The sequence below is a fragment of the Desulfovibrio sp. MES5 genome (assembly GCF_002237645.1).
GTDB lineage: Bacteria > Desulfobacterota > Desulfovibrionia > Desulfovibrionales > Desulfovibrionaceae > Desulfovibrio.
In genome coordinates, this window is record NZ_MJUZ01000041.1 from 77,514 (window position 1) to 104,091 (window position 26,578).

At 56.1% G+C, this 26,578-nt stretch carries 16 protein-coding genes and 1 tRNA gene; 6 read left to right on the forward strand and 11 right to left on the reverse strand.

The window, feature by feature from the left end:
• The first annotated feature begins 24 nt into the window (after window positions 1–24).
• Complete coding sequence (locus tag BCS36_RS10750) at window positions 25–1,095, forward strand: 2,3-butanediol dehydrogenase (RefSeq protein ID WP_291302892.1); 1,071 nt, start codon at window positions 25–27, stop codon at window positions 1,093–1,095.
• Window positions 1,096–1,803: 708 nt separating this feature from the next.
• On the opposite strand, the gene BCS36_RS10755 is transcribed toward BCS36_RS10750, so the two are convergent.
• The 10 genes from BCS36_RS10755 to ftsH all read right to left on the reverse strand — a co-directional run bounded on the left by BCS36_RS10755 (window position 1,804) and on the right by ftsH (window position 16,733).
• On the reverse strand, window positions 1,804–2,991 hold the full coding sequence (locus tag BCS36_RS10755; protein WP_291302893.1) for an MBL fold metallo-hydrolase: 1,188 nt from the start codon (window positions 2,989–2,991) through the stop codon (window positions 1,804–1,806).
• Between the two features lie 458 nt (window positions 2,992–3,449).
• Complete coding sequence (locus BCS36_RS10760) at window positions 3,450–4,730, reverse strand: OmpP1/FadL family transporter (RefSeq protein ID WP_291302894.1); 1,281 nt, start codon at window positions 4,728–4,730, stop codon at window positions 3,450–3,452.
• A 192-nt stretch (window positions 4,731–4,922) separates the two neighbouring features.
• Window positions 4,923–7,307 carry a primosomal protein N' gene (gene priA / locus BCS36_RS10765; RefSeq protein WP_291302895.1) on the reverse strand — a complete coding sequence of 795 codons (2,385 nt, stop codon included), beginning with the start codon at window positions 7,305–7,307 and terminating at the stop codon, window positions 4,923–4,925.
• A 346-nt stretch (window positions 7,308–7,653) separates the two neighbouring features.
• On the reverse strand, window positions 7,654–8,526 hold the full coding sequence (galU, locus tag BCS36_RS10770) for a UTP--glucose-1-phosphate uridylyltransferase GalU (RefSeq protein ID WP_291302896.1): 873 nt from the start codon (window positions 8,524–8,526) through the stop codon (window positions 7,654–7,656).
• Between the two features lie 658 nt (window positions 8,527–9,184).
• Complete coding sequence (glmM, locus tag BCS36_RS10775) at window positions 9,185–10,537, reverse strand: phosphoglucosamine mutase (protein WP_291302897.1); 1,353 nt, start codon at window positions 10,535–10,537, stop codon at window positions 9,185–9,187.
• 60 nt (window positions 10,538–10,597) lie between these two features.
• Entirely contained in the window at window positions 10,598–11,530 is a 933-nt protein-coding gene (locus tag BCS36_RS10780; protein ID WP_291302898.1) for a CdaR family protein, read from the reverse strand.
• On the reverse strand, window positions 11,517–12,251 hold the full coding sequence (gene cdaA / locus BCS36_RS10785; RefSeq protein WP_291302899.1) for a diadenylate cyclase CdaA: 735 nt from the start codon (window positions 12,249–12,251) through the stop codon (window positions 11,517–11,519). Before cdaA ends, BCS36_RS10780 begins: the two co-directional genes overlap by 14 nt.
• Window positions 12,252–12,377: 126 nt before the next feature.
• Window positions 12,378–13,724 carry a diguanylate cyclase gene (locus BCS36_RS10790; RefSeq protein ID WP_291302900.1) on the reverse strand — a complete coding sequence of 449 codons (1,347 nt, stop codon included), beginning with the start codon at window positions 13,722–13,724 and terminating at the stop codon, window positions 12,378–12,380.
• 76 nt (window positions 13,725–13,800) lie between these two features.
• Window positions 13,801–14,676: a dihydropteroate synthase gene (gene folP / locus BCS36_RS10795; protein WP_291302901.1), complete on the reverse strand. Its 876-nt coding sequence runs from the start codon at window positions 14,674–14,676 to the stop codon at window positions 13,801–13,803.
• Window positions 14,676–16,733, reverse strand: a complete 2,058-nt coding sequence (gene ftsH, locus BCS36_RS10800) for an ATP-dependent zinc metalloprotease FtsH (protein ID WP_291302979.1) — start codon at window positions 16,731–16,733, stop codon at window positions 14,676–14,678. The genes folP and ftsH overlap by 1 nt, the downstream gene beginning before the upstream one ends.
• Window positions 16,734–16,983: 250 nt before the next feature.
• Here ftsH and BCS36_RS10805 point away from each other — a divergent pair.
• Both BCS36_RS10805 and BCS36_RS10810 read left to right on the forward strand, forming a co-directional pair.
• Window positions 16,984–17,077, forward strand: a tRNA-Sec gene (locus BCS36_RS10805).
• A 625-nt stretch (window positions 17,078–17,702) separates the two neighbouring features.
• A complete protein-coding gene (locus BCS36_RS10810) occupies window positions 17,703–19,328 on the forward strand; it encodes an NAD(P)/FAD-dependent oxidoreductase (RefSeq protein WP_291302902.1) in 1,626 nt (541 codons plus the stop codon).
• Window positions 19,329–19,833: 505 nt separating this feature from the next.
• Here the strand turns inward: BCS36_RS10810 and BCS36_RS10815 are convergent.
• Window positions 19,834–21,921: a methyl-accepting chemotaxis protein gene (locus BCS36_RS10815; protein ID WP_291302903.1), complete on the reverse strand. Its 2,088-nt coding sequence runs from the start codon at window positions 21,919–21,921 to the stop codon at window positions 19,834–19,836.
• Between the two features lie 923 nt (window positions 21,922–22,844).
• Between BCS36_RS10815 and BCS36_RS10820 the strand changes: the two genes are divergently transcribed.
• The 3 genes from BCS36_RS10820 (at window position 22,845) to BCS36_RS10830 (ending at window position 26,365) form a co-directional block, all read left to right on the forward strand.
• A complete protein-coding gene (locus BCS36_RS10820; protein WP_291302904.1) occupies window positions 22,845–24,074 on the forward strand; it encodes an MFS transporter in 1,230 nt (409 codons plus the stop codon).
• 757 nt (window positions 24,075–24,831) lie between these two features.
• Window positions 24,832–25,419, forward strand: coding sequence for a superoxide dismutase (locus BCS36_RS10825; RefSeq protein ID WP_291302905.1), 588 nt, complete (start codon window positions 24,832–24,834; stop codon window positions 25,417–25,419).
• A gap of 475 nt (window positions 25,420–25,894) precedes the next feature.
• Window positions 25,895–26,365 carry a hypothetical protein gene (locus tag BCS36_RS10830; RefSeq protein ID WP_291302906.1) on the forward strand — a complete coding sequence of 157 codons (471 nt, stop codon included), beginning with the start codon at window positions 25,895–25,897 and terminating at the stop codon, window positions 26,363–26,365.
• Window positions 26,366–26,578 lie beyond the last annotated feature (213 nt).

Sequence of the window (26,578 nt, forward strand, 5' to 3'; positions counted from 1 at the left end):
CACCCTTTTACGAGAGAGGTCGTTATGGCAGAGAGCATGCAAGCCGCAGTGTGGCACGGCAAAAAAGATGTGCGGGTTGAAACGGTGCCTCTTCCTTCCCCTCCGGCCCCCGGCTGGGTGCAGGTGAAGGTCGAGTGGTGCGGCATTTGCGGGTCTGACCTGCACGAATACCTGGCTGGCCCCATCTTTATTCCTGTGAACGCTCCCCACCCGCTCACCGGCAAACAGGGAAGCGTGATCCTGGGGCATGAGTTCACCGGCAAGGTTGTTGCCGTGGGCGATGGCGTCACCGACATCAAGGTAGGCGACATGGTGGCCCCCGATGCCTGTCAGCATTGCGGCGAATGCCAGCCCTGCCGCGAAGGGCGTTACAATGTCTGCGAAAAACTGGCCTTTACCGGCCTGCATAATGACGGGGCCTTTGCCTCCTATGTGAACGTGCCCGCCGAATTGTGCTACGTTCTGCCCGAAGGCGTCAGCGCCGAGGCCGGAGCCGTCATGGAACCGCTGGCCACGGGCTTCAAGGCCGTGCGCATGGCCGGCAGCATACTGGGGCGTACCGTGGTTGTGCTCGGCGCTGGCACCATCGGCCTCGGCACCATTATGGCCGCCAAAGCCGCAGGCGCAGGCAAGATCATTGTGGTGGAAATGTCCAAGGCGCGCATTGAAAAAGCCAAAGAATGCGGAGCGGACGTCATCATCAACCCCAAGGAATGCGACCCGGTGGCCGCCATCAAGGAACTCACCGGCGGATCAGGCGCGGACGTGTCCTTTGAATGCATCGGCAACAAAATGACCGGCCCCCTGGCCATTGACGTTCTTCGCAACACGGGGTTGGCGATTATTGTGGGCATTTTTGAAGAACCCAGTTCCTTCAACTTCTTCAGCCTCAGCGGCACCGACAAGCGCGTCATGGGCACCCTGGCCTACACGCTGGACGACTTCAAGGGTCTGGCCGCTCTCATGGCCAAGGGCGCCATCCGTGCCGAAAACCTCATCACCGGCAAAATTGAACTCAAGGACATTCTTGAAAAAGGTTTTCTGGAGCTCATCAACAACAAGGACCAGCATATCAAGATACTGGTGCGCCCCTGAAGCGCCCTGGAGCATTTTACCTTTAAAAAAAGAGTAGAGGCTTTAATGCTGCACGAGAGTGCGGCACGCCGCTACGTGGCGTGGATTCTGCCTGAAATGGCATTTTTAAACGCCGATTTTGAAATGTGAAACATTTCAAAATTACCCCGATTGCGTTGCAAACTCTGAACTTTCGGGCGTAACGGTTTGATCCTGGAGGAAGTTTTGGCGCATTGGCCTTGGGAATGCCATTCTCAAGACTTGAGGCACGCCGGTCATGGCGCGTGACAGCGCGAACTGACTGTGCTTGCGCTTTGTGGTGATATCCGCGCCCGCCGCCAGGACATTTCACGCGGTGGCTATGAGGGCGCAGCGATTATGCGAACAGGCCTTCGCACACATTGAAGGCGCCCGCTTGAGCGCGTCCCGGCGCAGACAGGCTGCGCTAGCGCACCCACGGCGAGCGCCTGCCACGCAGCCACACTGCTGACTCATGGCAACGTCGCTTGCCTATGAAGAGGCCCTACGGCTGGCCCGGCATCCTCGTTGAAGGTGTCCAGAACAGGGCATACAGCATGAATGTGCGCCGGATATGCATATATCCGGCGCAAAACCGTTTGGCCTCAGACCATATGAACCGCAGGGCGCGCACGCTCCGGCCGTAGAAATCAGACCTCGAATCCGGGTGGCAAGGCTACAGCCCCGCTGCACCCAGTCCTGCGTTGCGGCCTATGTCAGCAATGCCTTTACAATGGCTTCGCTTTTATCAAGATCTTCTTTTTCCGGGTTCCATTGCGAACGTATGTTTTCGTCCACAACCTGAAATCCCGCCTTGGTGAGCTCTTCGCGCAGCACCTTGTTGCCCTCGCCGCTCCAGCCGTAACAACCGAACACAGCGGCCTTTTTATTTTTGAACTTTAATGAAGCCAGGAAGTGCAACCAGCCAGCCACGCTGGACAAAATGGTGCTGCTGACCGTTGGCGACCCCACGGCTATGGCCCGGGACTTGAGCACTTCTGTCATGATTTCATTTTTGTCTGTTTTGGAGATGTTGAATACCTTGACCTCTGTATCAGGGCTGAGCCTCCCCGCCTGCTCCGCAATGGCGTGCGCAAGGCGCGTGGTGCCCTCCCACATGGTATCGTAAACAATGGTCAGCTGGTCTTCCTGATACTCCTGCGCCCACTGTGCGTATTTTTTGACAATCTGCATGGGGTTGTCGCGCCAGATGACGCCATGGCTTGGGGCTATCATGTCTATGGGAATGTTCAGACTGGTAATTTCTTCAAGTTTTTTAGTCACAAAGGTAGAAAAGGGATTCAGGATATTGGCATAGTATTTCATTGCCTCTTTTTCAAGCAGGCACTGGTCGGCCTTGTCGTTAAAAAGCCCTTCAACGGCAAAGTGCTGACCAAAGGCATCATTAGAGAAAAGTATATTGTCTCCGGTGAGGTAGGTCGCCATGCTGTCAGGCCAGTGCAGCATGCGCATTTCGACGAATACGAGCTTTTTGCCATTGCCTATATCAAGGGTATCGCCGGTTTTTACCACATTGAAATTCCAGCCGTGCTTTCCGTATTGCCCCTCAAGGCTTTTAACGGCATTGGCCGTGCAGTAAATGGGCAAATCAGGGCGTTCCTTCATAAGCTCTGTCAGCGCGCCGGAATGATCCACTTCACCGTGATTGGCCACCACGCAGTCAAGTTTTGCGAGGTCAATTTCTGACTTAAGATTTTCAATAAACTCAAACCGATGCGGCGCCCATACCGTATCAATGAGTACGGTTTTTTCTTCTTCAACCAGATAGGCGTTCTGGCTTGAACCATTGATGATGGAATATTCGTCTCCGTGAAAGTGTTTCAATTCCCAGTCTATATAACCAACCCAGCTGACATTGGCTTTTACGTGCTTTCTCATGGCAACATCATCCTTTTGGTTTTGGGTTGCGCGTGGTCGCCAGCGCTATCCATCATCTGAAACGCGGGATTACGCCGTGCAGCCAACGACCGTAGAAAATGCAAAAAACACAGCCATGCGGCAACGCCCCCTGAAAGCGCCTGCTTTTGCCGTCATCAACCTCACGACACGGCCAAAGCCGGTTCACCCTGAAATTGCCTGACGGCTCCAAGGCCTGAAACTCGCCCTCGGGACGCAAACACGGCATTTTGCGCTGATGCGCGCCGATGCGGGCTTTCCAAACAGTTGAGAGCGTGTATCCGCAAAGGCAGTTTGCTCCAGTTTCACACGACTATGGCGATTGAGTAAAGCCCAAAAAAAGAATGCCCCGGTCTGGCAGCGCCAGATCGGGGCATAATATTCAATCAGATTGATACGGTCTTTCAGGGCCGTAGCAGCGCTTTGAAAAAAAATGTACGTTAGAACGTGTATCCTACCGAGAACATGTAAATGTTTGCCTGCACATTTTCAGAGTGCCCGCCCTTGATGCCACCGGTATGGATGCCGGAGGACGTGGTAGTGTCATAGTCCACAGGGTAGATCCACAAATGGGCATAAGCAAGATCGAGGGTCCAGTTGTTCCAGGTGACGCCAGTGCCCAGGCTCATGATGGTGCGGCCATTGGTGGGCATCATGTAGTCGCTGTAGCTTTCATTAACCACGGGGGTTTCATAGGCGACGCCAGCGCGCAGGCTCCACCAGTCCAGAGGCTTGTACTCGACGCTGCCGTTGAAATTCCAGCCGTCACGCCATTCCTTGTTGTTGACCGAGGAATAGTCGTTGCCCATGTTAATGTTCAGGGCATTATAGGTGGACCAGCGGGTAAAGACCGTGCCCACTTCAAAACTCAAATTTTCAAGTGGCTTATATGAAAGACCCCAGGCGATGGAGTCGGGTAGCTGCAAGGTGGCGTTGGCGTCGCGGTCCCGGGCCACCGGCAGATTGCCTGCCTGGGGGAGATAGTTGCCTCCCTCATAGCTGAAATCCACGTCGCCATAAAGATTGAGCGTAACCTGGCTCTTGTACGACAGTCCCATGGACCACTGGTCATTGAAGCGCATGTGCATGCCAAGGTGCGCGCCAACCCCCCAGCCGCTGCCTTCAAGCTGCAAGTCATTATCAAAAATCCTAGGAGACACAGAGGGATTGTAAGTAGGAATCTTGTTGCCCCTGTAAACATGGGCGTTCATGACTTCAGCGCCCACGGACAGGGAAAGCGTGTCATTGACCTTATAGGCCAGAGTGGGAACAAAGGACATGGTTTTCAGGCCGATGTCATACATATTGTATTTGCCGACCCAATTGCTGTCGAAGGAATTGCCCAGACCAAAACGGCTGAAGGAGGCAAACCCCAGCCAGACATTGTCATTCAGCTGGTGGCTGACAAAGCCATGCGGGGCTATCCACACATCGGGCTTGGTGGAGGTGTACTTTGTCCCGCCTGCGTCCAAATCGGCCACAATAGTGCCCATAGGCGCGATGAAGGCCAGTCCGCCCATAATATGGGTGCCGGGTACCTGGGTTATGCCCGCCGCGTTGTAGGCGAGGGTGGAAACATCGTCGGCGCGCCCTATGAGGCCGCCAGCAAGAGACACGCCGCGCGCGCTCCATTCATTGAGCGCGAAACCCTCGGCCCGAACAGTGGCCGAACAGCAGAAAACCAGCGCCAGCAACAGCGCCAATGCGCGAAAAACCTTCATCCTTCCCCCCTGTGCCTTGAGCCGTAACGGCCTGTACTCAAGAACTCACCAGACGCCGCCAGACAAGCCATTCTTGCGAACGGTTTGAAATTGCCCTCAGACGGGCGGACAACACTGGATAAACAGCCGTCCTGGTTCCCGGTACGGGAAGACGGCCAGCCCCACTAACAGCCTGCAAAATGCAATTGCCATTCACAACATATTTACAGGATCAAGGTCAAGAAAAAGTCGTAGGTTTTTGGTAGATTTTTGTGTTGAGGCAAAAAAATACAGAGCGCGTATGGCCTGCCAATCCTGCCCTTTCACAAGGCAGGAATAACGGCGGCGGCCCCGCAGCAAGGCCAGCGGCGCAGGGGCAGGCCCCAGCAGTTGCAGGCCAAGCTCCGCCGCCCTGCCACGCATGGCGGCGGCCAGATCGCTCAGGGCAGCCGCGCCGCCGCTGTCCTCCACCGCGTGGGAAATGCGGATGAGCGCCAGGCGCACAAAGGGCGGATACTTCCGCAGTTTGCGGCGGGCCAGTTCAGCGGCGTAAAACCCCTCATAATCGGCCTCGCGCACATATTGCCAGCAGTAGTGGTTCACGTCGCGCGTCTGGATAAGCACCTGCCCGGCCTTGTCGCCCCGCCCCGCCCTGCCGGACGACTGCACCAGCAACTGAAACGTGCGCTCTGCCGCGCGGTAGTCGGGCAGGTTGAGCCCGAGGTCGCCGTCTGCAATCACCGCCAGGGTCACGTTGGGAAAGTGGTGCCCCTTGGAAAGCATCTGCGTGCCCACAAGAATGGGGGATTCCTGCCGGGCGAAGGCCGCCAGAATCTCTTCCATCCGCCCCGGACGCCGCGTGCTGTCCCTGTCCAGACGCAGCACAGGCCCGCCTGCCAGCACGCTCAGGCGCTCGGCAAGGCGCTCTGTACCCTCACCCATGGGCAGAAAATTCATGCCCTTGCACTCCGGGCAGGGAGACGGAAATGGCCGGGAGTAGCCACAATAGTGGCAGACCAGCTTTTCGCGTCCCTTATGGTAGGTCAGGCCTATTTCGCAGTGCGGGCAGCGCAACGTGCGCCCGCAGTCAAGACAGTACATGAGCGGGGCGTAGCCACGGCGGTTGAGCAGAACCACAGCCTGCTCTCCCCTGCTGATGGCCGCCTGCAGGGCCTGCTCGCTCTGCGGGGCCAGAAGTCCGCCCTCTGCCGTGGCGGCGGGTGAAAGCAAACTGATGTCCACCAGTTCAACCGGGGGCAGGTCGCGCCCGCCCACGCGCCGGGGCAGACGCAGCACAGGCAGCAAGCCGCTTTCCGCAGCGTGAAATGTTTTCAGATCGGGCGTGGCCGATCCCAGTACCAGCAGACCGTGGGTCTGGGCCATGCGGAACCAGGCCACTTCCTTGGCTTGGTAGGCAAGACTCTCGTCCTGCTTGAAGGATGCGTCATGCTCCTCATCCAGCACCACGCAGGCCAGATGCGGCACAGGCAAAAACAGGGCCGAGCGCGTGCCCACCACAAGGCAGGGCTCCTGCCGGGCCGCCAGTTGCCTGTATGTCGCCTCACGCCGGGCCGGCGACTGATAGCCGTGATGGAAAAAAAGCGGAACGTCCGGCAAAGCGCAACTGGCGTCACGCCGCAGCTTGTAGGCCAGCGCCACTTCCGGCGCGAGCAGGAGCACGCTTTTGCCCGCCGCAAGGCAGGCTCGGGCCAGATCAAGATATACGGCGGTTTTGCCGCTGCCGGTCACGCCGTAGAGCAGGCGCGAAGCCGCCTTTTTTTCCCGCTGGGCCGCCTCAAGCGCGGCCTTCATGTCGCTCAAGGCAGCGGCCTGATCGTCATTGAGGCTAAAGGGCGCGGGCGGAGGCGGCAAAAGGCTTTGCTCCACGGCTTCCACTTCATCTTCGGCGTCCTGCCGCGTCAGCGCAACGTGCCCCGCAGACAAAAGAGATTGCAAGGGCGTGCTGACGCCCTGCCCCAGGGCACGGGTAAGATTGCGACGGCTCACGGCCCCGTGCTCAAGCAAATATTCCAACACCTCCAGCTGCCGCGACGCCGAAGCACGCACTGGCCAGGGCGGGTCCACACGCAGGACGCAAAATTCTTCGCTGGCAGCGTCTGATCCTGGGGGCAGCAGTCTTGCCGCGCCCTGGGCCAAAGCCTGCGCAAGCTCGCGCCGCATGGCATCATCCGCCCCACGGATGCGGGCCAGCGGCCATGAGGCCGCACCCTTTTCATGCAGGAGCCGCAGCCGCACCCGCGTGAGACGCAGGCCCTGCGGCAGCGCATGGCCAAGGATATGCCCGGGGCTCAACGCCTGCCGCAGGGCGAGGTCTTGGGCAAGAGCCAAAAGATCGGCTGTAAGCAGGGGCTGCTCTTCAAGGGGCCAGCAAACGCTCTTGCAGGCCACGCCCTCGGGCAAATCAAGGTTGTCGCTGGTTTCAAGCACCACCCCGGCGCGCAGGGCGGCCTTTTCGCCCCGCCCAAGGGGTATGGCCACACGCAGGCCGGGCCGCCAGAAATCCTGAGGAAATTCCGGCGGCAGAGCGTAGCTCAGGGTAGCGTATGGGGGACTCAGAAGAGCGATGCTGGCGTACATGTGGGGCAGAGTTAACCAATACCGGGGGGAAAGCAAGCCTCCCCCGGCCGCAAAAATCACGGCCCGATGGAGAATAAATGAAAGGCAGTCATCTACTGGGGCACACTGCGCCCTGTCAGACGGCGCACAGACGCCAGAGATTTTTCAAGGTGAAATGTTTTGAGTAGAGACACTCTGAAATGGCGTGATGCCTGGAGGGCGTCGTCTCTGGCGCCCCAGTTTCGGATTTAAAAACATTTTGTGCTATGCTGAAATGCCATAAGAGTTTTAGGGCGTGGGGCGTGTGAGAGGAGACCCTTTTGCAAAAGGGTCCCTCCCCCACAAAACATCCCCCAATAAAACTATCCTAGTGAAATTGCACAAAATTTTTGAGCAGATTCAGCAAATCGTAGCGCAATTCTTCATCCTGAAGGGCAAAATAAATATTGGCCGTCAAAAATTCGGCCCAGTCGCCAGCGTCAAAGCGCATGCCTGACATACGCACCGCCATCATGCCCTTGTCCTGAGCCAGAGCCTGAAGGGCGTCGGTCAACTGAATTTCACCCCCATGGCCAGGGGTGACTTTTTCAAGATAGTCAAAAATATCGGGAGTAAGCACATAGCGTCCCACAATGGCCATGCGGGAAGGCGCTTTTTCTCTGGCGGGTTTTTCCACCATATTCTTGACCCTGAACACGCCGGGGGCCACTTCATCGCCTTCGATGATGCCGTAGCGGCTGACCTTTTCCCACGGAACTTCCATAACGCCGATGACGGGCATTTTTTCCGCCATGGCCACTTCAATAAGCTGCGCGATGCCGGGCACTCCGCCAAACATGAGGTCGTCGCCCACCATGACGGCAAAGGGATCATCACGCACAAGCTCGCGCGCGCAGAGCACCGCATGGCCAAGGCCAAGCTGCTTTTTCTGGCGCACGGACATGATGTTGACCATTTCAGCCACCTGGCGCACTTCGGCAAGCTTGTCCAGCTTTCCGGCGCGTTCCAGCACGGATTCCAGCTGCAGGTTGTAGTCAAAATGGTCTTCAATAACGCTCTTGTCGCGGTTGGTTACAAAGATCACGTCCTGGATATTGGCCTTCTGGGCCTCCTCAACCACATACTGGATGACAGGCTTATTGTAGATGGGCAGCATTTCCTTGGGAATATTCTTGGTCGCAGGCAATGAGCGCGTACCCCATCCGGCTACGGGAATAATAACCTTGCGAATATCCTTCATGCTCGCCTCCGCTGTTTGTTTAGCTTGCTATATATTCGGTCAAAACTGGAACGGATGCAACAACCGAAGTGCAGCGGCGCGGATCATAGGGATGCGAAACTTGCGTCGCAGGCAACCACGACCGATGCGGGGCCGCCGCACCATCCCGGCATCCACGGCAAATCCGCTGCGCCGTTCCATTTTTGGGCACAGTGGCCTGACAACTAGAGCATTTAACACTTGAAATGCGCATGTACGGCAGGCAAAAGCCTGCCTGTTCGCATTTCGTGGCAAGGGTTTTCCTGAAAATCCCTGCAGAGCAGTCAATCCATTTCATTCGTAGCCTGCTCAAAATAACCAGAATTCCGCCCGCCGTCAGCGCTGTTTCACGTTGCCATTGCGCTGGCGACGCTGTGAGCCGACAACGATGTAAAAACCTCGCCGTAATGGCGTAAACGCCGCCTGGCCGCGCTGTTACGCGCCGCTGCGGGCGCGCCAAAAGCTTTGAAAAGCCTTTTTCAACGTTGACCGGCTCTGGATCAGATTACCTATCAAATGCTTCATATCTCAATTTGGCATTCTGCCGAAAATACGATTTTCGGCAGAACCGCGCCATATGGCTGGCGCTGCACTCACATGCAGCGCCAGAGCATGCGCCCTTTTTTAAGGAAAAAACGTTCTAACGCAGCTCGCGCGCAACCACCTGCGCCAGATCTTCGGCGTATTCACGCACCTTGTCCGCATTTTCGCCTTCCACCATCACACGGCAGAGGGCTTCAGTGCCGGAGTAGCGCAAAAGCACCCTGCCGCGTCCGCCCAGCTCCTTCTCCACCTGTGCCACGGCTTCGCCAATGGCCGGGCGTTCTTCGAAGGGCAGACGCTTTTCAACCCGCACGTTGATGAGCTTTTGCGGAAAGGGCGTCAGCAGGCCAGCCAGTTCGGAAAGGGGGCGCTCTTTTTCGCGCATGATGCGCAGTATCTGCAGGGCGGCCAGCAGGCCGTCGCCCGTTGTGCTGTACTTGTGGAAAATAAGATGCCCGGACTGTTCGCCGCCGAGCATGGCCCCTTCACGGCGCATGGCTTCCATGACGTACCTGTCGCCCACCTTGGTGCGCAAAAGGCGGCCGCCATGCTCGCTCATAAAGATTTCCAGGGCCATATTGCTCATGGCTGTGGCCACCAGCAGATTGCCCGGCAACTCGCCCCTGGCCATCATGGCCTGGGCGCAAAGGGCCATGATCTGGTCGCCGTCCAGAATAACGCCGCGCTCATCCACAACGATAAGACGGTCGGCATCGCCATCCAGCGCCAGACCCACGTCTGCCCGCACCTCACGAACCTTGGCGGCCACCACTTCAGGATGGAGGGAGCCGCAATGCTCGTTGATATTGGTGCCGTCAGGGCTTGTACCGATACGGAAGACCTCGGCTCCAAGCTCTTCAAGAGCCAGGGGGGCCACCTTGTAGCTGGCGCCGTTGGCGCAGTCCACCACAATGCGGAGGCCGGACAGCGTCAGATGCGCCGGAAAACAGCTCTTGGTATACACTATATACCGGCCGCCGGCGTCCTCGATCTTGGTGGCCCGGCCCACGCCGCGGGAATCGGGATAGGGCCAGGAGAAGCCTTCGTCCAGCACCATGGCCGATATTTCATCCTCAGCCAGGTCGGGCAGCTTGTAGCCATCGGCGTCAAAAAACTTGATGCCATTGTCATGAAAAGGATTGTGCGAAGCCGAGATAACCACGCCAAGATCCGCCCGCATGCTGCGCGTCAGAAACGATATGGCGGGCGTCGGCAGCGGCCCGGTCATGATGACCTGCATACCCGCCGCGCACAGACCGGCCGTGAGGGCTGATTCGAACATATAGCCCGAAAGGCGCGTGTCCTTGCCGATAACCACCTTATGCTGATGCTGCCCCCGCCGGAAGCGCACCCCGGCGGCCAGACCCAGACGCAAGGCCACATCCACGGTCATCGGATAATTATTGACCGTACCGCGCAAACCATCGGTGCCGAAAAGACGATCGGCCATGCCATCTCCTTCAGGCCGCAAAGCGGCCTCCAACCCCCTGCAACCTGCCGGGAGGCCGGGCTATTTTTTCTTCCGGCTTACCGTAACTTCTTCTGTGCCAGGGTTCAAGAGCGTCATGCCCTCCGGCAGGCGAAAGCGTATCTCAACCTTGCGGCTCTCCCCTTCCACCATATCGGGCGGGCTGACCGTGGCTTCCAGCTGCTTGAGATACTGGGCATTTTTGGCCAGAGCCTCCGGCACCTCAATGTGCACGGTGACTTCCGCTGGCGTCACCGTGTACTGACGGCGGTTTTCAGCCAGAATTTCCACCTTGCAGCTATGGGTTATCTCAGAGCGGCCGCTTGTGATGCTGTACTGCACCTTGACCGTCGGCGGCAGAGGGGTGACGAGTCCCGGCGTGTCCAGCGTAACCACCTGCTGCACAGTGCTGCCGGCGGCCTTGGCGTCCGCCTGAATGGACACAGGCACGCTGGTGATGTCTTCCACCACGGCCTCGGGCCCGCGCAAAACCACATTGGACGGGCTGACTTTGACGTTTTCCACCGTCAGCGCGCCGTTGCTCAGGGACGAACCCACAGCGACACGAACAGGCACCGAGCGTTCTATCAGGTTGTCAGCCTTAACCACAATGCGGGGCGGCTGCACGTCTATGAGCTCAAAGGCGCGAAAGCCCGGACCCAGATGTTCGGCGGTCAGGGGCACCACAGTAACGCCCTTTTTGATATGGGAAAGGTCAACAGCCTGAATCAGCTTGCCCTGCGTCACGGATCGCAACAGGGTTTCCGGCCCGCGCAGACGAATCAGAACCTTGTTTATGAGGCCATCGGTGATCACGAGGTTGGACGGTATGCCGTAATAGTCCAGAGTGACTTCAAGCTGTGCTTCAACGCGCTCACGCACGCTGACCACGTACCACATGCTCACGGCAGCCAGAACGGCCACCAGCATGGACATAAGGTGCGGCGAACGCCGGGAGGAACTAAAGAACTTCATTGAGAACCTCACGCAAACGGGTGGCATCCAGGGCGCGCATAAGTTCGCCCTTCATGGCCACAGAAATTTCGCCCCGCTCTTCTGAAACGACAATGGTTACAGCGTCAGTTTCTAAGGTTACTCCGAGAGCCGCCCTGTGGCGGGTGCCGAAGCTCTGCCCCTTGGCCTCGGCCAGGGGAAGGATGCAGGCGGCGGCCATAAGTCTGCCGTTGCTGATGACCACAGCGCCGTCGTGCAGAGGGGCCTTGGGATAAAAAATGTTCATGAGCAGCTGACGTGAAAGCTGCGCGTCAACGCGCACGCCTTCGCGCTTGATCATATCGCCAAGGCGCATGCTGCGCTCAACCACAATAAGAGCGCCCACACGCAGGCGGGCCATTTCCACGCAGGCCATGACCACTTCTTCAACACCGTCTTTCAAAAGCTGTTTTCGGCGGAACAGACGTCGTGTGCCCATTTCGCCCAAGGCCTGCCGGATGTCGGATTGAAAAATGACCACAATAAGAATGAAAAGGGAGCTGAAGATATGCTGTAATAGCCAGTTCAGCGTATACAGCCCCATGGCCTTGGCAAAAAAGAACAGGAGGGTCAGCACGCCAAGGCCGGTTAGTACAGCCAGGGCGCGCGAGCCGCGCACCAACTGGATAAGCTGGTACAAAAGCACGCTGACCACGCCTATATCCAGAAGATCGCGCCATTCAATGGGTATATTGTCCAGCACCGTTTATGATCCTTGACCTGAAGATATCAGAACTTGTATGGCCGCGCCCGCCAGGCCATGACGCCGGGCAGTTCGTCCCTTCCGTTTTCACACATTTTCGCCTGAACGACAGCCTGCGGAGCACCCCTACCGGGCGACCTGCCGCGTATGCCCCCGACGGCGTTCCTTATCCAGATACATGGCCTTGTCGGCCCGTGAAAGCAGCTCGTCAAGCGTCTTCCCGTTTTCAGGATAGCCTGCCCTGCCCACGCTGAAAATGATAGGCTCGTCCAGCCCTTCGTCGGGCAGACCGTTTGCCAGGGTTGCGGCGGCCCTGTCCAGCGCGGCAGTCATCTGCGCATCTGTGTACCCGCTGAACAGCACCAGAATGAACTCGTCGCCGCCCATGCGGGCAAACACACTGCCTGGCGGCGCGACGGACTGTATGACAGCCGCGAAATGTTGCAATACTCGGTCGCCAGCTTTATGTCCATAGGTATCATTAATAGCTTTAAAGCGATCTAAGTCTAAGTAATACAATATGAATTTTTCACCTTGTTCTTCCACCGCACGGGCCGCCATGGTATAAAAAAGCCCGCGCCTGTTGAAGGCGCCGGTAAGCGTGTCTTTATACACCATTTCTTCAAGGCGGCAGTGGGCTTCGGCCAGGTCCCGGTTTTTCTGGGCAAGCGAGGCAAGCAAAAGGCTGAGCAGCGCGGCGGAAAAAATATAGAACCAGTTTTCAAAAAATCCGTGCCATGCTTCATTGTAGGAGATGCGAAACTGCCAGTTGGCGTCGAAAATCTGTAAAGGCATGTTCATGTGCGGCGCGTCTTCATCAAAAGGGCGGGCACTGGCGGCAATGGACATCCACTCATGTTTCTGGCGATCGAAGTACAGGATGTCATAGCTCAAACCCTGCTTTTCAATCAGGTCAAGATCGGCAACATCAAGTAGCTGCGGGAACTTGAGCGCAATGAAGGCCATACCCCAGAACCTGTCCTGACCGTCGCCATCCTTCAAGAACACCGGCAGAATCCCCACCAGCGCCTTCGTGCCGTCAGGCAGTTGCAGCGGGCCGAAAACACTGATGTCCTCATGACTGCGTGAAGCGACAGTGGCTTCACCATACGGGGGATCGAGAAGGTTCATTCCCAACAGGGCTTCATGCCCCTTCAGGGGATACACATAGGAGATGACCCCGGCAGGAGCCACACCCAGGATATCCATGTGCTCGGTATGGGAAAGATACTGGGCAACGTCGTCAAAACCGGCCACCTGCCCGTCATTATGGACGACAAGAGCGGCCAGGGCCCGCGCTTTGAAAAGCAGGCCGGAGAGATCCGCCCTCAGATCATCCCTTTGCGCCAGGATGATGTTTTCCAGACGGGAGAATTCCACCTGCGCCCGACGCTGCACAAGAAAAAACACCGCAATCAGACAGCAGCACAGGCTCGTCACGAATACCGTCAAAAAGGTTCCGGATTTTCGCACGGCATTGAATGTTGTTTGTGAATGACCGCGGACGCATGCCATGCTTTTACTCTGTTTGAGCAATGATTATTATGAGTTATGATCCACCAAAAGCTGTGGCTACCGCAAGCGCCTGCCTGGCTTCAGCCACATGGTGCACCCTGTGCCAGAATATGCCCCTGGCCCACAGAAGCGCCGTGGCAGCCACGGTGGCGGCGCCGCGACGCGACGGCGGCAGTGACAGCAGGCCGCCGAAGACCGACTTCATAGACAGGGCCATAAGTACGGGCCTTCCAAAGCCGAGCCAGTCTTCAGGGTGAGCCAGCAGTTCGAGATTGTGCGCCAGGGTCTTGCCAAACCCTATGCCAGGATCAAGCACAATGCGGTTTTCCGGCAGCCCTGCCCGTACCAGACGTGCAAGGTTGCGCTCAAAAAACTCCCGAACTTCACGCCGGACATCATCATAGCGAGGGTTTTGCTGCATGGTCTCCGGACGTCCCTGGCTGTGCATGAGCACATAGCCCGGCTTGTATTGCACAAGCACGTCCAAAAGACCGGGATCAAAGGCGCAGGCTGAGATATCGTTGATTATGACCGCCCCCAGATCCAGAGCAGCCGCGGCTGTGGCCGCATGGTAGGTATCGACCGAAACGGTTGTCCAGGGGGCATGGCGGCGCAGTCCCATAAGCACGGGCGCAAGGCGCTGTATTTCTGCCTCCGGCGGCAACTCGGCCGCGCCAGGCCGTGAGGATTCTGCGCCAAGATCCAGAATGTCCGCGCCCTGCTCAATCAGGGTCAGGGCATGCTCAAGACCGGCGGGCGGCATGTGGTGCACGCCCCCATCGTAGAAGGAATCTGGCGTAAGATTGACAATGCCCATAACGCCAAAGGGGGAAGGCGTCTTTAACGCCCGCCCCCCCTTAACGTACCAGGTTGCGTCCTCTACCGACGCCTCCGGGAATGCATTTTTCATTACTGCTGTCGCTTGTTGTCGTCTTTATCGCTCTGGTCTGCGGCTTCGCCGGACTGGGGTTCAACGCCCCCGGCCGATGTGGGCGCTTCATGCGGCGCAACGGAACCGTCCACCGGGTCAGGCTCAAGCGTGAACTCGGCAGGCTTGCTGGCAGAAGCGCCAGCAGCATCAGCGACATCGCCGCTCTTGCCATTTCCGCTGCCTTTATTGGGACGGCTCGGCGCTTCGGAATACTTTATGGGCTTGCCATTGTTGTCCAGAGGCGGCAGTTCCTTGTCTTCCAACAGAAGATCAAGCTCTTCGCCCGTGATGGTTTCGCGGTCAAGCAGGGCCTGCGCAATGCGGTGCAGTACTTCTTCATTGTCCTTGAGCAGTTCTCTGCAGCGCTCGTGCGCTTCATCGACAATGCGCTTGACTTCAGAGTCAACCAGACGCGCGGTGCTTTCGCTGAAGTTCTTGTTCTGCACCCATTCGCGCCCGATGAAGACTTCTTCACCTGTTTCACCGATGGCCAGCGTGCCGACGGCTTCGCTCATGCCCCACTCGCACACCATCTTGCGGGCCATGCGCGTGACGCGTTCAATGTCGTTGGAAGCGCCGGTGGTGATATCGTCAAAAATAAGCTCTTCAGCCACACGGCCACCCAGCAGCACCACAAGGGTATTGCGCAGATATGAACGCGAATAGCCGTGGCGGTCTTCTTCGGGCAGCTGCATGGTCACGCCAAGGGCGCGGCCGCGCGGGATGATGGTGACCTTGTGCACCGGGTCCGACCCAGGCAGCAGACGGGCCGCCAGGGCGTGGCCACCCTCATGATAGGCGGTGATGCGCTTTTCATCATCGGACAAGATAAGGCTGCGACGCTCGCGGCCCATGAGCACCTTGTCCTTGGCATATTCAAAGTCGTGCATGTCCAGCCTGTCCTGGTTCAGCTTGGCGGCCTGCAAAGCCGCTTCGTTGACCAGATTTTCCAGATCCGCGCCGGAGAAACCGGGTGTGCCGCGCGCCAGAACGTCCAGATCCACGTCGCCAGCCAGGGGCGTACGCTTGGTGTGGACTTCAAGGATGCGGCGTCTGCCACGCAGGTCGGGCGTGGGCACGACCACCTGACGGTCGAAACGGCCGGGGCGCAGCAAGGCCGGGTCCAGCACGTCGGGACGGTTGGTGGCGGCAATGAGGATAACGCCTTCATTGCTTTCAAAACCGTCCATTTCAACCAGCATCTGGTTCAGGGTCTGTTCGCGTTCGTCGTGCCCGCCGCCGAGCCCAGCTCCGCGCTGACGGCCCACGGCGTCAATTTCGTCAATAAAGATAAGGCAGGGGGCATTTTTCTTGCCCTGCACAAAAAGGTCGCGCACGCGCGAAGCGCCCACGCCCACAAACATTTCCACAAAGTCCGAACCGGAAATGGAAAAGAAGGGAACCCCCGCCTCACCAGCCACGGCTCGCGCAAGAAGGGTCTTGCCCGTGCCTGGAGGCCCCACAAGCAACACGCCCTTGGGAATGCGCCCGCCAAGGCGGGTAAATTTTTTGGGGTTGGACAAAAACTCCACAACTTCGGCCAGTTCGTCCTTGGCCTCATCGATCCCGGCCACATCGGCAAAAGTGACCCGTGCGCTGTCCTGACTGAGCATACGCGCTTTGGAACGGCCAAAATTCATGGCCTTGCCGCCGCCGCCCTGCATCTGGCGCATAAAGAAAATCCACACGCCCACAAGAAGCAGCATGGGGAACCACGAAACCAGCAGGGTCATATACCAGGGCTGTTCTTCAGGCGGTTCTGCCTTGACCTCCACCTTTTTTTCAATAAGGCGGTTGACGAGCCCCAGATCCTGCGGAGCATATGTCTGAACAGTTTTGCCGTCTGATGTTTTACCTGTGAGCGTGTGACCTTGCATCGTAACAGACAGTATCTGCCCGCCCTCGACCTGATTCAGAAAGTCTGAATAAGGCACCCGTTGCATTACGCCCTGCGGCTGCTGGAACATATTAAAAAGCATAACCATCGCCAGGACGATAATAGCCCATAGCATCAGGTTGCGACTCATCTGGTTCAACATTGCCTCCATTACGTTTTCCGCGCGCAGCAACGCGCGGCCAGGACCCAGATATAGGCCCACGCAAGCAGAGAAATACTACCTGCACGTAGCCGCTGTCAAATGGACGGACTCCACGCTCACCGGCATTACCTTTTTTCACATATAATGCCTGCTTATGGTTTGGCAATGGCAAAAAGACACTTTGAAAAGATCGCGCCCTGCCACTTGCGGGGTTTTTCATTTTCGCTTAACATACAGGGAATTATGCGGAGACGTTTCGTCACCGGTGTGGCGCCCGGTCTTCAAAACCGGTGGCAGGCTTTACGGTCTGTGGTAGGTTCGACCCCTATACGTCTCCGCCAAATGCTTATTCTGCAGTCCGGAGGCTGACGGCAGGCTACGCCTGCGCAACTCTGCTTATCTTTTCGTTTTATCCCACTTATCCCACAATCCACCCAAGAGAACCAATACCCCTTTGAGGCTTTGCCCAAAGGGGTTTTTATTTGCGTTTTTTGTCGGACATCGCCCCAGGGCATTGACCGCCCTGCCCGCTTCATACCCCTTCATTGTGCCGCACTTTCCCTGGGCTTGCCGCTCTCTTGCAACTGTTTTTTGCAAGCCAGTGCAGATTCATTTTTTTCATTTTTGGCTTGCCGCCACAAAATCTGAGTGAACATATTTTGTTATATTCGTGTGCTCCCCTGCCATGAACACTAACTTATGGGCGGAATAATCTACTATGGAATGCTGTGCGCCAGGCATTGTACGCCACTTACATCTTGAACGTCAGCACGGCTTTTTACAACAGCGATCTGAACAGATTTCATGCCATGCAAGAACGTGACGCATCAGGATCAGATCTCTTTAATTTAGGCGAATACATCCCATAACATACTATTTTTATAATATATTTCATGTTTCTAATTGTTGACATGCGACGCATTTCTTATACCATTCAATCATACCAATATTACGCTAGGAGTTTTTATGGACAGAAGATTTTTCCTTCAATTATCCGCCATTGCAGCTGCTAGCTCATTGGTAGGATGGAAATTCGCAGGAGCAGCACCAAAAACAGAAGATGGCGCCTACGATGCCATTGTTGTAGGAGCGGGCTTGGGAGGATTGACCAGCGCTGCTTATCTGGCAAAAAATGGATTCAAGGTACTGTTGCTTGAGCAGTATGATGTGCCCGGGGGCTATGCCACGTCTTTTCTGCGCGGGTCGGACAAGGGTGATTTTTTGTGCGAGGTTTCTCTGCATTCTTCCGTGCTCGGATCTGGAGATACCAAGGCGTTATTGGATGACCTCGGCATCTGGGACAAGCTGGAGTTGATCGACCATCCGCACGCATGGTCTTCACGCTTCCCTGATCTGGCGGTGGATATTCCCGCCAAATGCGGCCTTGAAGGGTTCAAATGGCAGATGACGGACATGTTCCCGGCCGAGCGCCAGGGCCTGAATGACTATTTTGGGATGTGGCAACGTGTCATGGATGAATCTGCGGCTCTGGCCAAAGGGCTGTCCGCATCGGACGAGGCGCGCTTCCCACAATTGTTCCCCACTTTGTGGGACATCAGGGACAAGACGGTGGGGCAGCTTCTTGACGCTCATATACATGACCCCCGGCTCAAGGCTCTTCTGGGGCAAAGCTGCAGCTACTACGGCCTGCCGCCTTCGCGCCTCTCGGCCTTCTATTACCTGGAACCCACGGGCGACTACATTGAAAGCGGCGGTTCCTATATCAAGGGCACGTCGCAAACATTGTCAAACGCGCTGGCCGGGGTTGTCACGGCTGCTGGCGGCGAAGTGCGCTATGGAGCCAGGGTTGAATCCATAGTGCTTGCCAATGGAAAAGCGGCAGGCGTCAAAACCACCGACGGGCGGGAATTCAAGGCAAAGGCCGTGGTGTGCAACGCCAGCGCGCCGCAGGTTTTCAACAAGCTCCTGCCGCAGGGAAGCGTTGCCAAAGAAGAGAGCGACAAGCTGAATACCTATTCCTTCAGCCCCGGCAGCGTCATCGTGTGGCTTGGACTTGACCGGGACATTACCAAACAGTTCCCGTACCCCGAAGTTTCCTACTACGCCAGCGTGGACTTGGACGCCAATTACAAGGAAGCCATGCAGGCCAATTTTGACAAGTCAGGTTTTTCGCTCATGGTTTACGACAATCTGGAGAAGGGATTTTCTCCAGAGGGCTGCACGAGCCTCAGCATAGTGGCCAGTTGCTCGCAAGACGTATGGAAAGAGATGGAGGCGGATTATCTGGCGGGCAACAGCCCTGCCTATGACAAAAAGAAACAGGAACTGACCAACCTGCTCATCGCTCAGGCCGAAAAGCTGGCCATTCCCGGTCTGTCCAGCATGATTATCATGAGCGAAAGCTCCACGCCATTGACCAATTACCGCTTCACGCTCAATCCGGGTGGCGCGCTCTATGGCTACAACCAGAGTGTCGACAACTCCTTCATGACCCGTTTGCCCAACAAAACAAAGGTGCCGGGCGTGTATCTTGCCAGCGCCTGGGGCTCGCCGGGCGGAGGATATGGAGGCGTGCTGCTGGGCGGAAAGGCAGCTTTCAAGGAAGTTACGGACTATTTGTCACAGGGATAGCAAGCGGGCAACAGATTCATTTTTATAGCAAATCAGAACCAGGCGAGCCTACCTCATCCCTGGACACAGACAAAGAAAGGGCGCTTTTAAGCGCCCTTTCTGTCTACATAAGGATTTGAACGGATCAGTTAACGGTCGGCCATATTCCCAGGCGAAACTCTTGTGCTTTTGGCGCAACAGGTTCTTTCGTGAGCGGGCGGCCTTTCCCAGCCCGCCTGATCCAGAGCCGCCAGGGCCTGAAGCTCGGCCAAAGTCAAAAACGGTTACCGGCACGACGTGGCTTCAGCCTTTAGCCAAAAGCCCGCGATCTGCGCTGAGCCTATCAGCCAGGCCTCTGGCGGCACACTGCTGCACGGCGGCGAAAAACAGCAATCCTGGGGCTTCAGGCAATCCCGGAGGTGCAGTGATCACTGGCGGTTGCAGTGCGGCCAGTCAGACTCACACTGCCGAATCTCCCTGTGCGTCCACGCGCCGCAGCGCAGATTATTTCCCGTATTTCATAATATTATACGGAGCTTGATTTTTTCATTTCTTCCATCAGGCGATTAAGCACATCAGCCTGGGTGGAAACCTCCTGCACGGCCTTGGCAGACTCGTGCATGATGTTGACCACTTCGCCGGAAATGCCGTTGATATTCGTCAGCGAGCGGTTAATTTCCTCGGATGTGGCCGACTGTTCCTCGGCGGCCGTGGCAATGGCGTGCACCTGATCAGCCGTGACGTCAGCCATGCTGACGATTTCCTGCAAAGCTGTGCCTGACAGGTTGACCAGACGGGTCGCCTCTTCAACAGAGACCACAGCCTCATCCATCTGACTGGTGCTTTCTCTGGCCGAGGCCTGGATAGCAGCGATTGTCCGGCCCACTTCCGTGGTGGAGGCCATGGTTTTTTCGGCCAGCTTGCGTACCTCGTCGGCCACAACGGCAAAGCCCCGTCCGGCGTCGCCAGCGCGGGCCGCCTCAATGGCGGCGTTCAGGGCCAGCAGATTGGTCTGGTCCGCAATGTCGGAAATGACGCCCATAATCTGGGTAATGCCCTTGGCGTCATCATCCAGCTGCGCCATATTCTGCCGCAGCTTGAGCGATTGCTGGCGCACGGTTTCCATGCCGTTAATGGCCTCATGCACGACGGAAGCCCCGCTGCCCGCCTTTTCACGGGTGGCGCCGGAAGCGTCGGAGGCCTGTCCCGCGTTTCTGGCCACTTCCAGTACGGTGGCGTTCATTTCTTCCATGGCGGTTGCGGTTTCCGTAATATGCGAGGCCTGCTGGCCCGCTCCGCGTTCGGCCCGGAGCACATGCCCCTCAAGCGTCTGCGTTGTTTCACCCATAGCTTTCACCACGCCCTCAAGCTGGGTCGCCGCCGCCAGCATGCCCTCGGCCTTGGCCCGCTCGGCCCTGATCTTGGCCTCTTCGGCCTGCTCCATGGCCACACGGGCTTTTTGCGATTCTTCCTGGGCGCGCTGGCTGGCCTGCTCGGACTGGCGCAGCATTTTGTCCAGATTGGCTATCATTATATTAAGGGCCGTACACAAGGCCCCCAGTTCGTGTCGCATGCCCGTGAGCTGCGGTACGTCAAGCCTGCCGGAGGCAACCTCGTTGGCATAGTTGATGAGCGTCCTGATGGGCCCATTGATGGAACGTATGACCAAAACAACCATAAGCAGGATCAACAGCACCGCTCCACCCATGACAAGGTACATACGGGTGAGCGTGGCGGATGCCTGCTCATAGGTCTGGTTCATGTTTTTTTCGAGAGCGGCGAACTCTATGTCGCGTACGTTGGCCATGGTATCAATGATCGACGTCATGTTCTTGAAGAACACCTCGCCGGAAAAACCAAAGTTGCCCTCCCCGTAATGGGCCAGCACGGCATAAAAAGCCTTGTCGGCGTCCTGCCAGGGCTGAGAGCTTTGCATTGCGTTCAGAGTTTTTCGCCCTTCGGGCACCAAAACCATTGTCTTGGAAAAGACATTGGCGTCCATCTGGGCCTTGAGCGCCACCAGCCGCTGAAAGGCTTCCAGCGTTATGCCCTTGTCTGCGGTGAGCACGCCGGAAAGAGCGGCGCGCAACCGGCCAGCGCTTTCTTTGGCGTTTTCCAGAAGTTCCACCGTGGTGAATATTTTGTCGATGCCAAGAAAATTGCGTAAATTGGCAACGATTTTCTCATGTTCCATTACACGGGCAATGAGGCCGGTATAGGCAGCCAGCATATCCACAGGCTTGCCGCCCTGCTCTACCTTCTGGCGCACGGCCGCCACCTCTTTGAGCGTGGCGTTGAAATCCTGCACCTGCTCGGCGCTCAGGGGGGCGGCGCTGATGGTTGCGGGCAGATCGGCCAGAATGGCGTCCACTTGCTTGCGTTGCCTGTCCATGTCGCTTCTGTTCGCGCCAGCCAGAAAGGCGCTGGTCAGGCCGCGCTCTTTCTGTAGTTCGTGGATGAGGTGCGAAGTGGGAATAACCAGGTCAATGTTATGCCTGATTTCAACAATGGCGTCTTTTTCATTACTCCAGATGCGGGAGTAGATGACGCTTAAAACTAAAAAGGCCAGCAAAGGAACACAACTGATGCACAAAAGCTTATGCGAAATTTTCATATCTTCACCCTGGAGAAAGTATTGCTTTCCAAATCGGTCGACTCAGTTGAAAGATTAGAGCCAGCAAATTATTGCAACGAGTTTTCGTGCGATGTCACTTGCGATGAAAACAAGACAATCTATATTTTAATACACAAAAACGTTATTTACTGAAACTGTTTTCCTACAAAGAGCGTATCACACTATACCAGGCCATGAAACAGTAATTTTATTACATTAAAAAACATGGTATTATACGATAGTATGACTTGTATTTCAGGTTTGAAATCATATTTTATCCATAAAAACTCTGTCTGATGGCACTTTAAACAGCCCATGTTTCTCCATCAATTCCACGACAAACAATACATAAAAACATAAGCGGAGAGAAAATTATTTTTAGCAATATTCAAGGTACTACTCTACTTTTCAACAAGCAAAACAACCGCCTTTGCGTCGAGATGCACAGAAATGCGGCTTTGATCTCCACATCCATTGGATAAATACTGCATACCACATTCTTTCCCCATGCGTGCGCATCAGACGAATGCCGTAAAGCGCGTAAACTGCGGGCGCTGCCTTCAAGGGCAGCTTGTTGCCTGGCCCTACAGCCGCCACGCAGGCCAGAAGCATGTCTTCCCCGATCAGGCATCCCGGCCCCGTCATCCCGGCCCAGTCGTGCCCCTCAGGCCGAGCTGCCTATACTAACAGGAATGCAACGGGCTCATGACTGGATCGCAGAGCCACAGACAGGCAAGTATAAAAACTGATCCTCTGCAACATGATAGAAATAAATATATTTACGGCAGTAAATGACATATCGACAAATCAGTTCTGACAGAATGAACCCTATTTTTCTTTATTGATAATCTTTCTTGCACACCCTCAATAAATAAAATATGAATCGTGCGTAGGCTATAATATCCCATCCTCGCGAGTTTCTTATGCACACCGAATCCAGGGCACGATCCCTGACCTTCCTTTCCTTGCTCTGTTTTGCGCTGGCCGACGTACGTGACGGTCTGGGGCCATTTTTTGGAGTTTTTTTGCAAAGCAAAGGCTGGCTGCCGGACGAAATCGGCTATGTCATGACGGCCGGCGGGCTTGCTGGCATGCTTTGCACCACCCCTCTGGGCGCGCTTGCAGACAGGGCCGACAAAAAGCGGCTGCTCCTTGGCTCCACGGTTATTCTGATTGTTGTGGCTTGCGGCGGCATCTTTTTATGGTTCAACACCGTTTCCGTCTGGTCATCCAGAATATTGCAGGGCGCTCTGGCAGCGGCCATTGCCCCGACCCTTTCCGGCATAACCCTGGGCATGGTCGGCCAGAAGGGATTGCCTGCGCGCCTTGGCAAGAATGAGGCATGGAACCATTTTGGCAACGGCGCTACGGCTGTTCTCGGAACTGTTGTCGGCTATTACTACGGCATTCCTGGCGTCTTTTTTGTCATGGCAGGCATGGGGGTGCTCTGCATTATTTGCCTCGGCGGCATCAACCCCGCGCACATTGACAATGCAACGGCGCGCGGCCTTGAAGAAACCCAAGGAAAGCCAGAAACCGCGCCAATCCCCCTGCGGGCGCTTTTTTCTGACCGCGCCCTGCTGGCCATAGCCATTACCCTAGCGTTTTTTCATCTCGGCAACGCGGCCATGCTGCCCCTTCTGGGGCAATCGGCCGTCGCCCGCTTTGCCGTGAATCCTGCGGCCTACACCGGAGTGACAGTAATCATTGCCCAGGTGACCATGATAGCCACAGCGCTCCTCGGCGCGTGGATAGCGCTTCGGCGCGGTTATGGCATGCTGTTCTTGATCGCATTGCTGGCTCTGCCGGTGCGGGGCCTTGTGGCCGGTTTTTACGACAGCCCCTGGAGTGTTGTGCCTGTGCAGATTCTGGACGGCATAAGCAGCGGCCTGATGGGCGTTGCCACGCCGGGTATTGTGGCCAGAATCTTGCGCGGCAGCGGGCACGTCAATCTGGGCCTGGGTTTTGTGCTTACCATTCAGGGCATCGGCGCGGCGTTCAGCACAACGTACGGCGGCCTGTTCGCGCACTATATCAGCTACAGCGCGGCATTTTTGGCCCTGGCAGTCGCTCCGTGCGTGGGTTTGGCGGTCTTTATTTTCGCGAGCAGGCGGTACCGCTCGCTTACGAACGCAGCTACGGCTTTCAGCTGACGCGCCGTGCCGATGCGGGCAAACCGATTTTGGGGAACACGTTGAAATACTTTTGGGGGCCCTTTTGCAAAAGGGTTCCTCTCCCATGCCCCCTCTAAAACTCTTATTGCATGTAAGTATGCTTCAAAGGGATTTTCTGATCTGAAGCGGGAGTTTCTGAGACAGTGCCTTCCCGGCACACAGCATCTCAAGGGTCGCCTGCGCCAGCTGCTGCCAAAGTCAGATGCACTAAACAGGACAATCTGTTTCCCTGCCTCGATGGGAATACTGGCTGAGTGTCTTTGAAAGGCATCGTACAACGCATACAAACGCAGCAGACAGGGCTGTTTAGAGCTTTTTAACTTTGAAAAAGTTTGAATGCTCTAACGCTGCGCGAGAATGCGCGCGCCATAACATGGCGTGGGTTCTGCAGAAAATTGCATTTTTCTGCAGAATGACAACTTTGAAATGTGAAGCATTTCAAAGTTAATCTGGCCTAGTGGGCCTTTGGCGCCCGCAAGGTTTCATTTGGCGACGCCAGAACACCCGGATGGGGTTATTACAGGGGCAAAATCTTGCAACCTATACCACAAATAAGAGTAACTAACTAAATATATTTATATTTTTATTTCCTTAACAAATCATTGCTACCGCTCCGGGCAGCAAACAATATTGACTATCTATTATCAACTGCTATGCTGGGAATTAAGAACTTTCTGGGGAGGAGGCATCGGTCTGTCAATTTTTCAACACGAAAACATACCATAAGGAGTTAACCATGGAACGAGTTCTGCCCGAACTTCCCTATGCTATGAGCGCCCTTGCACCCGCCATCTCACAGGAAACACTGGAATATCATTATGGCAAGCACCACAGGGCCTATGTTACGAATCTGAACAATCTTCAGGAAGGCACCGACTATAAGGACATGCCGCTTGAAGAGATCATCAAAAAAGCCCCTGATTCGCCCATTTACAACAATGCCGCTCAAGTTTGGAATCACACGTTTTTCTGGAACTGTATGAAGCCCAATGGCGGCGGAAAGCCCGAAGGCGCATTGGCTGATGCCATTGCCGCACAATGGGGCAGCTTCGACAAATTCAAGGAAGAGTTTTCGGCCAAAGCTGCCGGCAACTTCGGCTCAGGCTGGACATATCTTGTCAAAAAATCCAGCGGCGCGCTGGAAATCCAAAACCTGGGGGCTGCGGGCAACCCGCTGCGCACCGGCGATACCCCTGTTATGACGATCGATGTATGGGAGCATGCTTATTATATTGACTATCGTAACGCCCGCCCCAAGTTTATTGAAGCTTTTTTGGAAAAGCTGGTTAACTGGGAATTCGCAGCCAAAAACTTTAAAGGCTGACCCTCTTGAGACGATCTGAAATAAGGGGGCACGCTTGCGCATGCCCCCTTATTTGGTTTGAGCGCCCCGCAGCACCTTCGCATAGGGCATGCACATAACGGCGGCAAAAAACATACGACGCCTGCCCGCGCATGCCGCTCCAGTACTAGGCCCCAAACATCTCCCCGCCGCCATTCCCGCAAATGTGGATAACAGGCGCGCATGACGTACAGCCCCCGACAAATATTTTTGTATTTGCTCAGGGACTCCAGACCAGATTACCGTTGAACTACTTCACATTTCAATTTTTATTGCCGAAAAATGTGATCTTCGGCAGAGTCCACCCTAGGTTGCGGCGCGCTGCGCTCTTGTGCAGCAGCAGAGTATGTAACTTTTTCAAAGGTAAAATACTCTAAACCGCACCTGTCGTTCCACAACATACCAATAAAACCCACAGTTGCGTTAAAGCACCTGTATGACCCTGGAGAATCCGTATATGAAAAACATTCTTGGCCTTGTTCTCACTGCCGCCCTTACCCTCTGCGCCACCCTTGCCCTGGCTAACGAGGTGAAAACCCCCCATTTTTCCATCACGCTCCCCAGTGACTGGACACAGCCCAACGAAATCATCAGTCAGCAGGGTTCCAGCGTTGTTTTATTTCAGAACACCACAGACGGCACTGCCGTGACCGTTACTGTGGTTGACGCTCCTATGAGCGCCAAGGACGTGGCCGAACAGACCATCAAAGGCATGAAGAGCGGCGGCATTGCCGCCACCGCCCCCAAGGAAGAAAACGGCTTCTACGTGTCGTCCTTTGAGCAGGACGGGGCCAAGGGCATCTCGTACTTCGGCTCCAACGGCAAAACCTTTGCCGTGACCTCCATTGTCGGCCCTGACCTGAATACAGGAAAAGCCCTGCTCAAGAATCTCAAGGTCACTGACGCAAAACTGATCCCCGCGTTTTAGGTTTTAGAACAGTGTCACGTTAAAATGCTTTGTGGGGGAAGGACCCTTTTGCACAAGGGTCTTCTCCCCCACCCCCCTAAAACATTTATCGCAAGAGCGTGCCCTGGCCGTGGGGCATAGCCGCCTTGACTGCGCCTGCAAAGCCTGCTCTCACACGCTGGAACCCGCCAACATGGGCCAGTACCGGCCAATGTGGGGCAATCGGGCCAGTAC

Coding starts and splice junctions, on each gene's coding strand:
- BCS36_RS10750 (WP_291302892.1), top strand. CDS start 25: ATGGCAGAGAGCATGCAAGCCGCAGTGTGGCACGGCAAAAAAGATGTG.
- BCS36_RS10755 (WP_291302893.1), bottom strand. CDS start 2,991: ATGAGAAAGCACGTAAAAGCCAATGTCAGCTGGGTTGGTTATATAGAC.
- BCS36_RS10760 (WP_291302894.1), bottom strand. CDS start 4,730: ATGAAGGTTTTTCGCGCATTGGCGCTGTTGCTGGCGCTGGTTTTCTGC.
- priA (WP_291302895.1), bottom strand. CDS start 7,307: ATGTACGCCAGCATCGCTCTTCTGAGTCCCCCATACGCTACCCTGAGC.
- galU (WP_291302896.1), bottom strand. CDS start 8,526: ATGAAGGATATTCGCAAGGTTATTATTCCCGTAGCCGGATGGGGTACG.
- glmM (WP_291302897.1), bottom strand. CDS start 10,537: ATGGCCGATCGTCTTTTCGGCACCGATGGTTTGCGCGGTACGGTCAAT.
- BCS36_RS10780 (WP_291302898.1), bottom strand. CDS start 11,530: ATGAAGTTCTTTAGTTCCTCCCGGCGTTCGCCGCACCTTATGTCCATG.
- folP (WP_291302901.1), bottom strand. CDS start 14,676: ATGAAAAATGCATTCCCGGAGGCGTCGGTAGAGGACGCAACCTGGTAC.
- BCS36_RS10810 (WP_291302902.1), top strand. CDS start 17,703: ATGGACAGAAGATTTTTCCTTCAATTATCCGCCATTGCAGCTGCTAGC.
- BCS36_RS10815 (WP_291302903.1), bottom strand. CDS start 21,921: ATGAAAATTTCGCATAAGCTTTTGTGCATCAGTTGTGTTCCTTTGCTG.
- BCS36_RS10820 (WP_291302904.1), top strand. CDS start 22,845: ATGCACACCGAATCCAGGGCACGATCCCTGACCTTCCTTTCCTTGCTC.
- BCS36_RS10825 (WP_291302905.1), top strand. CDS start 24,832: ATGGAACGAGTTCTGCCCGAACTTCCCTATGCTATGAGCGCCCTTGCA.
- BCS36_RS10830 (WP_291302906.1), top strand. CDS start 25,895: ATGAAAAACATTCTTGGCCTTGTTCTCACTGCCGCCCTTACCCTCTGC.